The following is a 13,607-nucleotide window of genomic DNA, read 5'->3' as shown; positions in this document are numbered from 1 at the left end:
CATTTGGGCATGATCTGTCGGTGCCATCCGTGACAAGTAAATGCGGCGGCTTTCCGGCGGACTTATAGCAAGGAGTGGGCGCGATACCATGCCGCGGTCGCGGCCAGGCCCTGCGGGGTCGGTATCTGCGGCTGCCACAGGCCGGGGGCAGGGCGTTTCGCCGGATCGACCGTCCAGTCGGGATAGCTGAGATAGTCGACGCGATCCTGGGTCAGCTTGGCTTTGTCGCGGCGGAAAAACCGGTCGCCCTTTGCGGCGAGCGACAGGATTCCCTTGGGTAGGGCGAGCGGCATTATACGCTGACCGACCGCCGCACCGATCGCGCGGGCGAAGCCATCATGCGTCCAGCCGCCTTCGACGCCGTCATCGGGCTCAAGGATGACGCGGCCGGGATTCTCTGCGGCAAGGGCCAGCAACAGCCGCGCAAGATCCTCGACATGGATGATCGAAATCTTGCCCGGCGGCGGGAGCAGGGCAATGCCTCGCTTGGCCAGGCGGAACATGTCGCGCATTTCCATGTCGCCGGGACCATAGACGCCCGGTGGCCGGACGATGGTCCAGTCGAGGTCGCTGTTCTCGACCACCCGCTCCGCCTCGGCCTTGGACCAGCCATAGGCTGACAGGCCGGGTTCGCGCGCGGCGAGCGACGATACTTGGATAAATCGGCGCACCTTGGCGGCAGTCGCGGTGGCGACGATCGCGCTTGTGCCGGCGATATTACCCGCCGCAAAACCCGCGCGATCGGGGGCGTTGACCACGCCGGCGACATGGATTGCGACGTCGGCGCCGCGCATCAGGTCGCCGGTCGCGTCGAGCGATCCCTCGATCCAGCTCACGCCGTCACGGGCAGGCTGCGGTCGTCGGGTGAGAGCGCGAACCTGATGGCCCGCTGCAAGTGCCAGGTCGATCAGCTTGCCGCCGACGAAACCGGTCCCGCCGGTGACGGCAAGAACGCTCACAGCACCGCCATATGGTTGCGATGAACCAGCGCGGCACGTGGCGCGTAACCCAGGATCGCGGTGAGTTCTTCACTGCGTTTACCGATGATTCGGAGCGCATCGGCGGCATCATATTCACTCAGGCCGCGCGCGAGGGGGGTGCCATCAGGGCCGGCGATGGCGATCAGGTCGCCGCGCGCAAAGCTGCCGTCGATCCGGGTCGCACCCGCCGCGAGCAGGCTTTTGCCGCGCTTCAAAGCGGCGACCGCGCCGGCATCGATGTGCACCGTGCCGCGTGCGGTCAGGCCGCCGGCGAGCCAGGCCTTGCGTGCCGGCGCTGTCTTTTCCGCCACGAACACCGTGCCGCGCCCGGTATCGGCAAAAGCGGTAAGGGGGTTCGGCACATGGCCGGATACGATCGCGAGATGTGCGCCCGCCGCCGTGGCGATGCGTGCGGCGGCGATCTTCGACAACATGCCGCCCGACCCCATCCCCGATGCGGAGCCGGTATCTGCCATTGCCTCAATGCGCGCGTCGATCCGCTCGACCCGCTCGATCATCGTCGCATTCGGGTTGGTCGTCGGATTGGAATCGTACAGGCCATCGACGTCCGACAACAGGATCACGCCCTGTGCCCCCGCCGCCTGCGCAACACGAGCGGCGAGCCGGTCATTGTCGCCGAAGCGGATTTCGGCGGTCGCAACGCTGTCATTTTCATTGATCACCGGCACGACGTTCAGGCCAAGCAAGCGGCTGAGCGTGGCGGCGGCGTTGAGATAACGGCGACGGTCCTCAAGATCGTCAAGCGTGACGAGGATCTGCGCGGCGATCAGGCCTTCCGCGCCGAGCAGTTCCGCCCAGATCTGGCTGAGTGCGATCTGGCCGGTCGCAGCGGCGGCCTGTGCGTCTTCGAGGCTAGCACGCCCGCCCTTGGCGAGTTTCAACCGACGCGCACCCAGCGCGATCGCGCCGGACGAGACGACGGCGACCTGCTGGCCGGCCCTGGAGCGTGCGGCGATGTCGGCGACCAGGCTCGTCAACCATTCACGCCGCACCGCGCCCGATGGATCGACGAGCAACGCCGATCCGACCTTGACGATCAGACGGGGGCAAAGCGTTGGGGTGAACACGCCTAGAGCGGCGACCATTCGACCTGGTTTCCCTCATCGTCGATGTCGCGTTTTACGGGTGCCGCTTCGACCGGCCCGATCGCCTCGATCAACTTGTCGAGAATGCCCTCGACGCCGGCGCTGGTCGCGCCGGAGATCGGAAACACCTCCGCGCCGCTTTCCTCGCGCAGCTCGCCCAGCAGCATCTCGACGATATCCGCTTCCATCACATCGGTCTTGTTGAGCGCGATGACTTCGGGCTTGTCGATCAGGCCCGCGCCGTAATTTTCAAGCTCGGCGCGCACCACGCGATATGCCTCAAGCGGATCGTCGCCGCTCGCATCGACCAGATGGAGCAGAACCTTGCAGCGCTCGATATGCCCCAGGAAGCGGTCACCGATCCCCGCGCCTTCGGCCGCGCCCTCGATCAGACCGGGAATGTCGGCGACGACGAATTCGCGATTCTTGTGGCTCACGACGCCAAGCTGCGGCCGGGTGGTGGTAAAGGGATAATCACCGACCTTGGCCTTGGCATTGGTCACCGCGTTGATGAAGGTCGATTTGCCCGCATTGGGCAGGCCGACCAGCCCGGCATCGGCAAGCAGCTTGAGCCTGAGCCACACCCACATCTCTTCATAGGGCCAGCCCGTACCATGCTGTCGCGGCGTACGGTTGGTCGAGGTCTTGTAGCTGGCGTTGCCGCGCCCGCCGTCACCGCCGCGCAGGAACATCACGCGCTGCCCCGGCACGGTGAAGTCGGCCAGAACCTCCTCCTTGTCCTCGGACAGGACCTGCGTACCGACCGGCACGCGGATGACGATATCCTCGCCGCCCGCGCCGGTCATGTTCTGGCCCGCGCCCGGCGTGCCGCGCGGTGCGCGGAAATGCTGGGTATAGCGGAAATCGATCAGCGTGTTGAGGCCGGCGATGGCCTCGAACACGATGTCGCCGCCCTTGCCGCCATTACCGCCATTGGGGCCGCCATATTCGACGAACTTTTCACGCCGAAAGGCGACGGCACCGGGGCCGCCCGCGCCCGATCGGACGAAGATTTTTGCTTGGTCGAGGAAATGCATGGGCGCCCCTTAACCCGAAAGGCGCACAATCGCCAGCTTGGCGGCATTATGCCGTAGCGGCGCTCGCGTGTGAGGCGATCAATGTCTGTAGCGCCAGTTCGCGTGCCGCGGTTCGTGGCAGGCCAAGCGCCTTGGCCATCGGCCCGCCAAGCAACGCATCGCCGAGCGCGGTCAGCACCAGTTGCAGCGTCTCTTCATGGATCGAGGGGCCGTCATGCACATGGCCTTCGGCCAGATCATCGACCAGCCGGTGGATCGCCTCCAGAATCGGATCGAGCGCATCCTCGTTACCCGTCAGGATCATCCAGCTCGCCATCGCACCGGCACCGCGCGCAAACGCATCGAAGGTCATGTCGACCACTTCACGCGGATTCTGATCACCGGCGCGGGCGCGCTTCGCCGCTTCTCCGATCTGCGCTGTGATCGTGTCCGCCAGATGGGCGATCAGGGCCCTTTGCAGATCGGCGGCCGAACCGAAATGATGCAGCAGATTAGCGTGAGTGCGCCCGATACGCGCCGCGACGGCCTTCAATGTGACGGCCTGCGGGCCGAACTCGACGAGCAGGGCGCGTGCTGCTTCGATCGCGGCCTCGCGCGATTCTTCGGGGCTAAGGCGTCTGCGGGTTATTGACACGAGTGTAAGTAGGCCTTAATTGACAGTCTTGTAAGTAAATATCCGAGGTTCCTGTTTGGAGGTTTTCGTGGCGAAAGCAACAACTCCCGCCGATCTGACGATCACGCCACGTGATCTGCGCTTCGGTCGTGGCCGCGCGATGAAGCGCTGGTGGCTGAACGACGATCCGTTCGCGACCGCCTTCTATAATTCGCTGTCGGTCACTTTCCCAAAGGGGGAAGGGTTCTTCATCGATAGTGTAAGGAACTTTCGCGAGGGAACATCGCCGCGCCTCGCAGCCGAGATTCAGGCGTTCATCAAGCAGGAAGTGATCCATACCCGCGAGCATGTCGCGTTCAACCGGCACGTCACCGACCAGGGTTATGACATCTCGATGCTCGACAAGCATATCGACGCGGCGCTTGCGCTGACCAAGGGCCGCCCACCGATCGCCAGCCTCGCCGCGGCGATGGCGCTCGAGCATTTCACCGCGATCATCGCCAACCAGCTGATCGCCAATCCGCGCCACCTCGCCGGCGGCGACGAACAGGCGGTCGCGCTGTGGCGCTGGCACGCGGCGGAGGAGATCGAGCATAAGGGCGTCGCCTATGACACCTGGCTGCACGCGACGAAGGGCTGGTCGCGCTGGATGCGCTGGAAGATCAAGGCGCTGGTCATGCTCGGCACGACCGCGCGTTTCTTCGAAGGCCGGTATCGCGGGATGCTCGAACTGTTGCGGCAGGACGGCATCACCGGTTTCAGGGCGCATCGCGGCATTCTGTGGTACGCGCTCGGCCGCCCCGGCATGGCGCGCAAGGTGCTCGGCGCCTGGGTCTCGTTCTTCCTGCCGGGCTTTCACCCATGGAAGCATGACGACCGCAACCTGATCGGCCTGGCCGAGAGCGATTATCAGGCCGCCATCCTATCGCGTGAAACGGTGGCGGCCTGATTTCGTTTAAGCCGCCAGACACATGTCCGCGGTTCGGTCGTCCTCATCGAGGTCGAGGGCCATCTTGACGCTCGCCACCTCGCGTCCGCGCGCCACGCAATAGAGCGGCGCGCGGCCGGTCTCGCGGAAGCCGAGCTTGCGCAACACATTGCCCGAGGCGGGGTTGTCGATGAAATGGCCCGAGGTCAGCTTCTTCAGCCCAAGCGCGTGCCGCGCCATGTGCAGTACGGCGCGGCCCGCCTCGGTCGCGTAGCCGCGACCCCAGGCGGTCGGCGTGAGCCAATAGCCGAGATCGAACATGCCGGCTTCCTCGCGCAGGCCGATGCCGCCGACGATGCGGAAATCATGCTCGTGGCTGACGATGACGAAGTCGGTGTGAGTCGCGCTGCGCGGCTGCGACAGCCACGCGGCCGCATCGTCCTGACGATAGGGCCAGGGCAGGCGGGCAAGCTTCATCGCCACGCTTTCGTGCGCGATTGCATTGGTCAGTGCAGGCGCCTCTTCCGGCCAGCCGGGACGCAGCGTCAGTCTGGAAGTCCGAGCGAACATCGATACTCTCCTCGTCTCGCCGTCGCCAAGCACGCCAGCATGACGTGACGGCGACAATGGGTGGGGAGGGAGCATGAAAAAAGGGAGGCGGGGCGACCCGTCTCCCTTTTTAAGGTTTCCTGTTGGAAACCCGGGTCGCCCTGCTGGGCAACCCGAATGGTGCCCGTTTATTCGGCCGCGGCCGCCATAATTTCTACCGAGCAGAATTTACGTCCAAGCTTGCCTTCCTTGAAGGTGACTCGGCCGCCGGTCAGCGCGAACAGGGTATGGTCCTTGCCCATGCCGACATTGGTGCCCGGATAGAATTTGGTGCCGCGCTGACGCACGAGGATGTTGCCCGGGATGACCGCTTCGCCACCGAACTTCTTCACGCCAAGGCGACGACCGGCCGAATCACGACCGTTGCGCGATGAACCGCCTGCTTTCTTATGTGCCATCTATTCTACTCCCGGCTCAGGCGGTCGCTGCCGGGGCGTCGCCCTCGGTCGCTTCCGGCTTGGCTGCGGCCTTTTTGGGCGCTGCCTTCTTCTTTTCCTCGGCACCGATCGCAGTGATCTTCAGGATCGTGTGCTGCTGGCGATGGCCATTCTTGCGGCGATAATTGTGGCGGCGCTTCTTCTTGAAGACGATGACCTTGTCGGCCTTCGCCTGAGCAATGATCTCGGCGGAGACGGTCAGCCCCTCGACCGACTTCAGCTCGCTGCCTTCGCCGGCGAGCAGAATGTCGCTGAACGAGATCGACGAACCTGCTTCACCGTCGAGTTTCTCGACGACGATCTTGTCTCCGGCGGCGACGCGGTACTGCTTGCCGCCTGTGCGCACGACTGCGAACATGGCCTTACATCACTTTCAAAACGATAATGGCCCACGTCAGGCAAGCCCGACGCGGGAAAGAGTGGCCAGCTAGGCGAGGAGGGCGCGGCTGTCAACCGCGAAGGGAGTCGTTTTGGTGTGTTGCGGCGCAGCAACACGGTCACGGCAAAACCGTCGTGGATCAAGATGACACTTTGATTGCAGCGCCTCCAAGCGCAGGCTTGGCTCAAGATAATTATCATCCAGGGGAAACTTCATGCGCCGCGCGTTCATTGCACCGCTATTGCTTTCGACATCGCTGCTCGTCGCGCCCGCCATGGCGCAAACGGTCACCGAAACCGCCGATGAAACTGCGGTCGCGCCGACCGAGCCAGGCACGGACATCATCGTCATCGGCACGCGTGCGCGGGATCGTACCGTTGCACAGAGCGCGGTGCCGATCGATGTGATCGGCGGCGACGCGCTGGTGCAATCGGGCTATACCGAAACCAACAAGCTGCTCAATCAGCTCGTCCCGTCATTCAACTTTCCACAGCCCTCGATTACTGACGGTACCGATGTGGTCCGCCCGGCAACGCTGCGCGGGCTCTCCCCGGATCAGACGCTGGTGCTGGTCAACGGCAAGCGCCGCCACACCACTGCGCTGCTCAACCTCAACGGCTCGGTCGGGCGTGGTTCGGCTGCGGTCGATCTCAACACCATTCCGGCGCTGGCGATCGACCGGATCGACGTGCTGCGTGACGGTGCAGCATCGCAATATGGTTCGGACGCGATCGCCGGCGTGATCAATATCCAGCTCAAGAAGCGTGAGGGCGGTCGTGCCCAGGCGACTTATGGCAAGTACATCACCAACATGTCCGGCGTGCAGGGTGCGACCGGCATCCAGACCAGCGGCGGCGCACCCGTCGTGCGTGGCAGCGACGGCACCTTCGTTCTCAATACCGACGGCAAGGATTTGCACGTCGAGGACGGCGAGACGATGACCTATGCGGCGAATATCGGCCTGCCAGTCGGCACGAGCGGATATTTGAACGTGACTGGCGAATATCGCGATCGCGACGCGACCAACCGCGCCGGATTCGATCCGCGCCGCGCCTATCCGCTGGTCGGTGGCGTGCCCGGTGCCTTCGATCCGCGCGAAGCCACGTTCGACCGTCGCGGTCATCGTTATGGCGATGCGAAGACGACCGATTTCAACTTCTTCGTCAATGCCGGCGCCGATATCGGTTCGGCCGAGCTTTACACATTCGGCAGCTACAGCATCCGTGACGGTGAGAGCGCGGCCTTTTACCGCCGCGCCGCGGGAGTCGAGCCCAATGCGGCGATTCGCGGTACGATCCAGGATCTGCGCAACTGCAACTTTGCCAGCGGGGTCTGCGTGCCATTCTATGCCGATGGCTTCCTGCCGCTGATCACCAGCGAGATGGAGGATTATTCGGCGGCGGTCGGCATCAAGGGCGACCTGGCCGGGTTCAAGTATGACCTGTCCTATGTGTACGGCCACAACCGCTTCGATTTCACGATCGAGAATAGCTACAACGCCTCGTTCGGCCCCAACAGCCAGAAGCGCGTCTATGCCGGTGGCACCCGCGTCGGTCAGAACACGGTCAACCTCGATCTGCAGAAGGACCTGAACGTCGGCTTCCTCAAATCGTTGAGCCTCGCGTTCGGTGGCGAATATCGCAACGAGAATTATGTATTGGTCGCGGGTGACCTGCAAAGCTATGCGGCGGGCCCGTTCGCGACGAGCAATCTCGCCCCGGCCGGCTTTCAGGGGTTCCCGGGTTTCAAGCCGTCGAACGAGGTCGACACGTCGCGGGACAGCGTTGCCGGCTATCTCGAGCTGGATGCCGATGTCAGCGATGCCTTCAGCATCCAGGCCGCCGGCCGGTTCGAACATTTCTCCGATTTCGGCAGCACCGTGAACGGCAAGCTTGCCGCGCGATTCGCACCTGTGTCATGGGGCGCGATTCGCGGCTCGATCTCGACCGGCTTTCGTGCGCCGAGCCTTGCGCAGCAGTTCTTCTCCTCGTTCGCGACCAACAACGTCAACGGCACACTGGTCGAGGTCGGTACTTTCGCCGTCGCTGATCCGGTCGCGGTCGCACTGGGGTCGAAGCCGTTGAAGGCGGAGAAGTCGCTCAACTTCGGCGGTGGGGTCGCTCTGACGCCGGGCGGCGGGTTCACGCTGACGGTCGATTATTACAACATCAAGATCGACAATCGCATTCTGCTGACCGAGAATCTGCAGGGAGCGGCAGTGGTTTCGGTGCTCCAGGCCGCCGGCATCAACAACATCACATCGGCTCGCTTCTTCATCAACGGTATCGACACTCGCACCCAGGGCGTCGAGGCGGTGGCGAGCTATCGCGTGCCCGATTTCGGCGCGGGCAAATTCACGCTGACCGCCGGATACAATTACAACACGACGAAGATCACCAGCCGAAACGTTCTCTCGCCGATTCCCGGCGTCACGCTGTTCGGTCGTCAGGAATCGTTGCGCCTCGAACAGGGCCAGCCGCGCACCAAGCTCAATCTCGGGCTGGATTGGATCGCGGGCATCGCCGGCGCAACGCTGCGCACCAATCGTTATGGCGAAGTGCTCTCGCCGGGCGGTGTGGCCGTCAACGACGTCGTGCTGCAGCCGAAATGGATCACGGACGCGGAAATCCGCGTGACGCCCGGCCAGTTCGAGCTTGCGATCGGCGCGAACAATTTGTTCGATGTCTATCCGACCCGCGTTCCGACCAACGGAACCGCGGCGCAGATCAACAATTATTTCATTCCCTATTCAAGCTTCTCGCCGTTCGGTTTCAACGGCCGGTATCTTTATGCTCGGGTCGGCGTGAAGTTCTGATCGTACGCGATCGACCAACGGAAAAGGGGGCCCTTTCGGCCCCCTTTTTTATGTCGTGATGGGCTCGCCTCAGTGCCGGTGTTCGCGCCGCAACGTGTAGCGGCCATCGGCATAGTCGGTGAACAGACCGGAGATCGCCGGATGGTCGATCGGCTCGTCGCTATCGTCGGGAATCAGATTCTGCTGGCTGACATAGGCGACATAACTCGACTCCATGTTCTCGGCGAGCAGGTGATAGAAAGGCTGATCCTTGCGCGGCCGGATATCCTCCGGAATCGCCTCATACCATTCCTCGCTATTGGCGAAGATCGGATCGACGTCGAAGATCACGCCGCGGAAATCGAACACGCGATGGCGTACGACATCGCCGATCGTAAAGCGCGCGTGCGCAACCGGCGGCATGGCAACGTCGCGGTCAGCAGGCGTCATGGGAATATGTGATCGGGGCATTGGGCCAATCTAGTCACTGTTTTGCGCCGCACAAGCGATGATGCGGCTGCACCCGCTTGTCAGCCAATGCGCGGTACGTTAGAGGCCCGCCTTCATCGACCGGTATCGCTTCGGACTTCCATCCGGAGAGGCATCAAATGACCTTGCGGAGAGGTGGCAGAGTGGTCGAATGTACCGCACTCGAAATGCGGCGTGCCCTCACGGGTACCGTGGGTTCGAATCCCACCCTCTCCGCCAGTTTTATGTTACAGACGCGCCCGAAAGGCTCGAATACCGATGGCTTACAAGGAACCCAGCTTTCAGGACCGCGCCGCGCTCGCCGCACAGGCCAAGCAGAAGGCGTTGGACAAGCTGAAGGCCAAGCCGCCGATCGACCCGGCGGTCGCTGAGGCACGCGCCGCGGCGCGTGCCGCGAAGGAAGTGGCCGACGCCAAGCGCCGCGCCGACAAGCTCGCGGCTGTGGAACAGGCCAAGCTCGACAAGGTCGCCAAGGCCGAAGCGGTGCTGGCCGAGGCTGCGGCCGTCGTCGAACGGGCGCAACTTACCGAAGCCGAGAAAAAGGCTGCGCGAGACGCGCGATATGCCGCTCGGAAAAAAGGCAAGAAATAAGGGCGGCGAGGGGTCGGCTCTCGTCGGTGAGGCTAGTTACAGATGTCGGCGGTCAGCCAATAAGACGTAATCCTCCAATCCATCTCGATCGGCGTTGAGATGCGGTGCGGCTTTTACCGCACGCGAAGCGGCCTTGTGTCAGGCTTGCCTGGCGCGAGGCTCCTAATGCCTCGACGGTAAGCGCGGCGAACAAAGTCGCGCGGATCGTGCCGACAAATCATCGGCCCGCAACGTCCAGAACCGCAAGCCGGGATTTACGGCACATTCTTTGCCAGTTCGGCCAGCCACGGCGCCGCTGTCCCGTCGGAGGGTGCACGCCAATCCCCGCGTGGCGACAATGCGCCCCCGGCCGAAACCTTCGGCCCGTTGGGAATCGCCGACCGTTTGAACTGGCTGGTCACGAAGAAGCGGAACAGGAATTTCTCCAGCCAGCCCGTGATCGTCGCCAGGTCATATTGGTGGCGCCCGTCACGCGGAAAATCGATCGGCCAGCGCCCGGCCTGCACATCGCGCCACGCATGCAGGGCCAGGAATGCGATCTTCGACGGCGCCATGCCGTGGCGGATGGTGTAATGCAGGAAGAAGTCGTTGAGCTCGTACGGTCCGATCCGCGCCTCCGTGCTCTGCATCGCGCCATCGGTATCGGCCGGGATCAGCTCGGGCGAAATCTCCTGCCCCAGGATCGCTTCGAGTACGGCATCGGTTTCGCGGTCGAACTGATCGGTCTTGACGCACCAGCGGATCAGGAACTGGATCAGCGTCTTGGGCACGCCGGCATTGACCGCATAATGGCTCATCTGATCGCCGACGCCATAGGTGCACCAGCCGAGCGCGAGTTCGGACAGGTCGCCGGTGCCGACCACCAGCCCGCCGCGCTGATTGGCGAGGCGGAACAGATAATCGGTGCGCAGCCCGGCCTGCACATTCTCGAACGTCACGTCATAGATCGGCTCGCCCTTGGCGAACGGGTGTCCCATGTCGCTCAGCATCTGCTGCGCAGCAGGACGGATGTCGATCTCGTCGCCGGCCACGCCAAGTGCGCGCATCAACCTCCAGGCATTGCTCTTGCTGCTCTCGCCGGTGGCGAAGCCGGGCATGGTGAAACCCAGGATATGGTCGCGCGGGCGGCCGAGCCGGTCCATCGCCTTGGCCGCGACGATCAGCGCATGGGTCGAATCGAGCCCGCCGGACACACCGATCACCAATGTCTCGGCCCTGGCCGCCTCGAACCGCTTGAGCAGCCCCTCGACCTGGATATTGAACGCCTCGAAGCAATCGGCATCGAGTTTTTCGGGCGTGTTGGGCACGAACGGAAAGCGCCGGATCGCGCGTTCAAGGCCGATATCGGCGAAATTCGGCTTGTGCTCGAACGCGATGCGGCGGAACCGCGTTTCGGGGTGGCCGGCGAGCACCGCGCTGTCGTTGAAGGTGCCGACGCGCATCCGCTCCTGCAGCAGTCGCCCGCAATCGACATCGGCATAGACCGTCTCGGCATCGCGCTTGAAGCGCACAGATTCGACCAGCAACTCACCCAGTTCATGGATCATTCCCTGGCCGTCCCAGGCAAGATCGGTGGTGCTCTCGCCCGGCCCGGCGGCGGAAAAGACATAGGCGCAAGTCGCCCGCGCCGATTGCGCCGCGCACAACATTGCGCGCTCGCGCGCTTTGCCGACCACGATGTTGGAGGCGGAGAGGTTGCAGCAGATCAACGCGCCGGCCAGCGCGCCCATCGTCGAAGGCGGGGTGGGGGCCCAGTAGTCCTCGCAGATCTCGGCATGGAAGATGAAATGCGCCAGGTCGCTCGCCGCGAAGATCAGGTCCGGTCCGAACGGCACATTCTGCCCGGCGACGAAAATCTCGCCAGAGAGCCCGGCACCACTCGCGAACCACCGCTTCTCATAATATTCGCGATAGTTGGGCAGGAAGGTCTTGGGCACGACGCCAAGGATGCGGCCGCGCGCAATCACCACCGCGCAATTATACAGCCGCCCGTTACGCGGCAGCGCCGCGCCGACCAGCAGCACCGGATGGAGCTTCGTCGATGCCGTGACGACCTTTGCCAGGGCCGCGTCGGTTGCGGCGTGCAGCGCGTCCTGCAGGTGCAGATCGTCGATCGCATAGGAACTGATATTGAGTTCGGGAAAAACCAGCAGGTCAGCGCCGCGCTTGTGTCCGTCCCTGGCCAGCGCGATCGTCGCGGCGGCATTGGCCGCTGGATCGCCGACGCTCGCATGCGGGGTACAGGCGCCCGCGCGGATCAGGCCGTGACTGTGGATCGAATGAAATGGGTGTGTCTTCGCCATGGCCCCGCGTTTAGCGGCTTCTTGGCGAGAGCGCCACGCCAGCCGCATGGACTATCGCGACGGCCTAACGCCCCGGCTTGGCAAGCGTTTCTTCGGTCGCACTGAACGCGGATCGCGTCCCCGGCATTACCGGCACATCGGTCGCGAAATAAGCGACACCTGTGCCGTGCCTGCGATCGATCCACAGGCCTGAGAGCAAGCCATAGGCTTCGCCGGCGTGCCCCATGCGCGGCTGCCCATCGCCAAACGGATCATCACGACAGCCTTTGAGGTTCGTCGCCAGGAACGCCACGCCAAGGCCGTAACCGCAATGAAAGCCGTTCAACGTATCGGCATTGGTGCCGTCGAATTTCCATAACGGCTTTTCGAGCTGCGTCATCGAACGCGGGCCGAGCAGCCTGACGCCATCCACCGTACCGCCGTTCAGCAGCAATCGACCGATCTTCGCCAGCCCCCGTGCGGAGATACGCAAGCCACCCTGGGGCGAAAAGATTCCGCCATTCATTCCGGCGCGCCAGCGCGAGAGATCGCAGCTTCCGTCGCTGGCGGGCTGGACCGGGCAAGTCGGTTTGGCGCCGTGATTGTCGTCCTTCACCGGCTCGCCCGCGCGGTATTGCACGACCGCCCGGGCCGCGACGGCATCGGAGCAATTCGCCCAATTATAGCAGGCCTTGATCGCGAGCGGTGCAAGCACGAGGCGGTCCATCAACCGGTCGAACCGCTCGCCCGTCGCGCGCTCCATCACCGCCGCTATGATTGGCGAATTGAGGTTGGTGTAGCGGAAGTAGCTGCCCGGTGCATGGTCGGCATCCCATGCCTTGGGATCGGCAACAACCGTACGAAGATCGGCGTCGAGCGGCAGGACATAATCGACACCATCGGTCAGGCTCGACCGGTGCGACATCAACAGCCGCAGCGTGATCTTGCGGTCGGGAAAGGCGGGATTGCGCAACGGCCAGCTGAGCAAGGTCGAGACATCGGCATCGAGATCGAGCTTATGCTGCTCGACCAGCCGCACCACGCCGATCGCCATGACCATTTTGGAGATCGAGGCGACCCGCACCGGGTCGTCGGCGGTCACCGGACGGCCAGTGGCGAGATCGGCCACACCCGATGTGCTGGCCGAGGTCTCGCCCTTGCGATCGAAAGTCACGCGAACGGTCGCGACCGGCTGGGCGGCGGTAAGCAGGACGATCGCAAGCATCATTCGATGTGCTTATCGCTCTCTTCGTGGCGACCGCTGCGTTTGGTCCGGAAGTCTGCTTTGAAACTCGCGACATCGCGAACGAGCACAAGCGCGTTCGAAGCAGAGCCTGACGATGCCCGGCTCCATCCTTTGTG

13 protein-coding genes and 1 tRNA gene are annotated in these 13,607 nt (G+C 63.6%); 4 read left to right on the top strand and 10 right to left on the bottom strand.

The window, feature by feature from the left end:
* Positions 1–62: 62 nt before the first annotated feature.
* The 4 genes from ACVWZA_RS10085 to ACVWZA_RS10070 are packed head-to-tail and all read right to left on the bottom strand — an operon-like array spanning position 63 to position 3,757.
* Positions 63–959: an SDR family oxidoreductase gene (locus ACVWZA_RS10085; RefSeq protein WP_457311065.1), complete on the bottom strand. Its 897-nt coding sequence runs from the start codon at positions 957–959 to the stop codon at positions 63–65.
* Positions 956–2,086, bottom strand: coding sequence for a glutamate 5-kinase (gene proB, locus ACVWZA_RS10080; RefSeq protein ID WP_457311064.1), 1,131 nt, complete (start codon positions 2,084–2,086; stop codon positions 956–958). Before proB ends, ACVWZA_RS10085 begins: the two co-directional genes overlap by 4 nt.
* The gene (gene cgtA / locus ACVWZA_RS10075; RefSeq protein WP_457311063.1) at positions 2,071–3,123 is read right to left on the bottom strand and encodes an Obg family GTPase CgtA; all 1,053 of its coding nucleotides are present in this window, start codon (positions 3,121–3,123) and stop codon (positions 2,071–2,073) included. Before cgtA ends, proB begins: the two co-directional genes overlap by 16 nt.
* A 46-nt stretch (positions 3,124–3,169) precedes the next feature.
* Entirely contained in the window at positions 3,170–3,757 is a 588-nt protein-coding gene (locus tag ACVWZA_RS10070) for a TetR/AcrR family transcriptional regulator (RefSeq protein ID WP_457311062.1), read from the bottom strand.
* Positions 3,758–3,824: 67 nt separating this feature from the next.
* Here ACVWZA_RS10070 and ACVWZA_RS10065 point away from each other — a divergent pair, with 67 nt between their 5' ends.
* Positions 3,825–4,685 carry a metal-dependent hydrolase gene (locus ACVWZA_RS10065; protein WP_457311061.1) on the top strand — a complete coding sequence of 287 codons (861 nt, stop codon included), beginning with the start codon at positions 3,825–3,827 and terminating at the stop codon, positions 4,683–4,685.
* 6 nt (positions 4,686–4,691) lie between these two features.
* On the opposite strand, the gene ACVWZA_RS10060 is transcribed toward ACVWZA_RS10065, so the two are convergent.
* The 3 genes from ACVWZA_RS10060 to rplU all read right to left on the bottom strand — a co-directional run bounded on the left by ACVWZA_RS10060 (position 4,692) and on the right by rplU (position 6,068).
* On the bottom strand, positions 4,692–5,234 hold the full coding sequence (locus ACVWZA_RS10060; RefSeq protein WP_457311060.1) for a GNAT family N-acetyltransferase: 543 nt from the start codon (positions 5,232–5,234) through the stop codon (positions 4,692–4,694).
* Between the two features lie 167 nt (positions 5,235–5,401).
* Positions 5,402–5,671 carry a 50S ribosomal protein L27 gene (gene rpmA, locus ACVWZA_RS10055; protein WP_457311059.1) on the bottom strand — a complete coding sequence of 90 codons (270 nt, stop codon included), beginning with the start codon at positions 5,669–5,671 and terminating at the stop codon, positions 5,402–5,404.
* 16 nt (positions 5,672–5,687) lie between these two features.
* Complete coding sequence (gene rplU / locus ACVWZA_RS10050) at positions 5,688–6,068, bottom strand: 50S ribosomal protein L21 (protein WP_457311058.1); 381 nt, start codon at positions 6,066–6,068, stop codon at positions 5,688–5,690.
* A 235-nt stretch (positions 6,069–6,303) separates the two neighbouring features.
* On the opposite strand from rplU, the gene ACVWZA_RS10045 reads away from it, so the two are divergent.
* Positions 6,304–8,904 (top strand): TonB-dependent receptor plug domain-containing protein, encoded by a 2,601-nt coding sequence (locus tag ACVWZA_RS10045; RefSeq protein ID WP_457311057.1) that lies wholly within the window; start codon positions 6,304–6,306, stop codon positions 8,902–8,904.
* 69 nt (positions 8,905–8,973) lie between these two features.
* Here the strand turns inward: ACVWZA_RS10045 and hspQ are convergent, their stop codons facing one another.
* A complete protein-coding gene (gene hspQ, locus ACVWZA_RS10040; RefSeq protein WP_457311056.1) occupies positions 8,974–9,354 on the bottom strand; it encodes a heat shock protein HspQ in 381 nt (126 codons plus the stop codon).
* Between the two features lie 147 nt (positions 9,355–9,501).
* Between hspQ and ACVWZA_RS10035 the strand changes: the two genes are divergently transcribed.
* Together ACVWZA_RS10035 and ACVWZA_RS10030 are read left to right on the top strand one after the other, a co-directional pair.
* A tRNA-Ser gene (locus ACVWZA_RS10035) sits at positions 9,502–9,591 on the top strand.
* Positions 9,592–9,630: 39 nt separating this feature from the next.
* On the top strand, positions 9,631–9,963 hold the full coding sequence (locus ACVWZA_RS10030) for a DUF6481 family protein (protein WP_457311055.1): 333 nt from the start codon (positions 9,631–9,633) through the stop codon (positions 9,961–9,963).
* A 254-nt stretch (positions 9,964–10,217) separates the two neighbouring features.
* On the opposite strand, the gene ACVWZA_RS10025 is transcribed toward ACVWZA_RS10030, so the two are convergent.
* Entirely contained in the window at positions 10,218–12,266 is a 2,049-nt protein-coding gene (locus ACVWZA_RS10025) for an NAD(+) synthase (protein WP_457311054.1), read from the bottom strand.
* 64 nt (positions 12,267–12,330) lie between these two features.
* Positions 12,331–13,473: a serine hydrolase domain-containing protein gene (locus tag ACVWZA_RS10020; protein ID WP_457311053.1), complete on the bottom strand. Its 1,143-nt coding sequence runs from the start codon at positions 13,471–13,473 to the stop codon at positions 12,331–12,333.
* Positions 13,474–13,607: the final 134 nt, after the last annotated feature.

The organism is Sphingomonas sp. UYAg733 (assembly GCF_054057355.1).
The sequence above is the reverse complement of the archived record's forward strand: the minus strand, read 5'-3'. Positions and strand labels throughout refer to the sequence as shown.

Coding starts and splice junctions, on each gene's coding strand:
- rpmA (WP_457311059.1), bottom strand. CDS start 5,671: ATGGCACATAAGAAAGCAGGCGGTTCATCGCGCAACGGTCGTGATTCG.
- ACVWZA_RS10020 (WP_457311053.1), bottom strand. CDS start 13,473: ATGATGCTTGCGATCGTCCTGCTTACCGCCGCCCAGCCGGTCGCGACC.
- ACVWZA_RS10060 (WP_457311060.1), bottom strand. CDS start 5,234: ATGTTCGCTCGGACTTCCAGACTGACGCTGCGTCCCGGCTGGCCGGAA.
- proB (WP_457311064.1), bottom strand. CDS start 2,086: ATGGTCGCCGCTCTAGGCGTGTTCACCCCAACGCTTTGCCCCCGTCTG.
- hspQ (WP_457311056.1), bottom strand. CDS start 9,354: ATGCCCCGATCACATATTCCCATGACGCCTGCTGACCGCGACGTTGCC.
- rplU (WP_457311058.1), bottom strand. CDS start 6,068: ATGTTCGCAGTCGTGCGCACAGGCGGCAAGCAGTACCGCGTCGCCGCC.
- ACVWZA_RS10045 (WP_457311057.1), top strand. CDS start 6,304: ATGCGCCGCGCGTTCATTGCACCGCTATTGCTTTCGACATCGCTGCTC.
- cgtA (WP_457311063.1), bottom strand. CDS start 3,123: ATGCATTTCCTCGACCAAGCAAAAATCTTCGTCCGATCGGGCGCGGGC.
- ACVWZA_RS10025 (WP_457311054.1), bottom strand. CDS start 12,266: ATGGCGAAGACACACCCATTTCATTCGATCCACAGTCACGGCCTGATC.
- ACVWZA_RS10030 (WP_457311055.1), top strand. CDS start 9,631: ATGGCTTACAAGGAACCCAGCTTTCAGGACCGCGCCGCGCTCGCCGCA.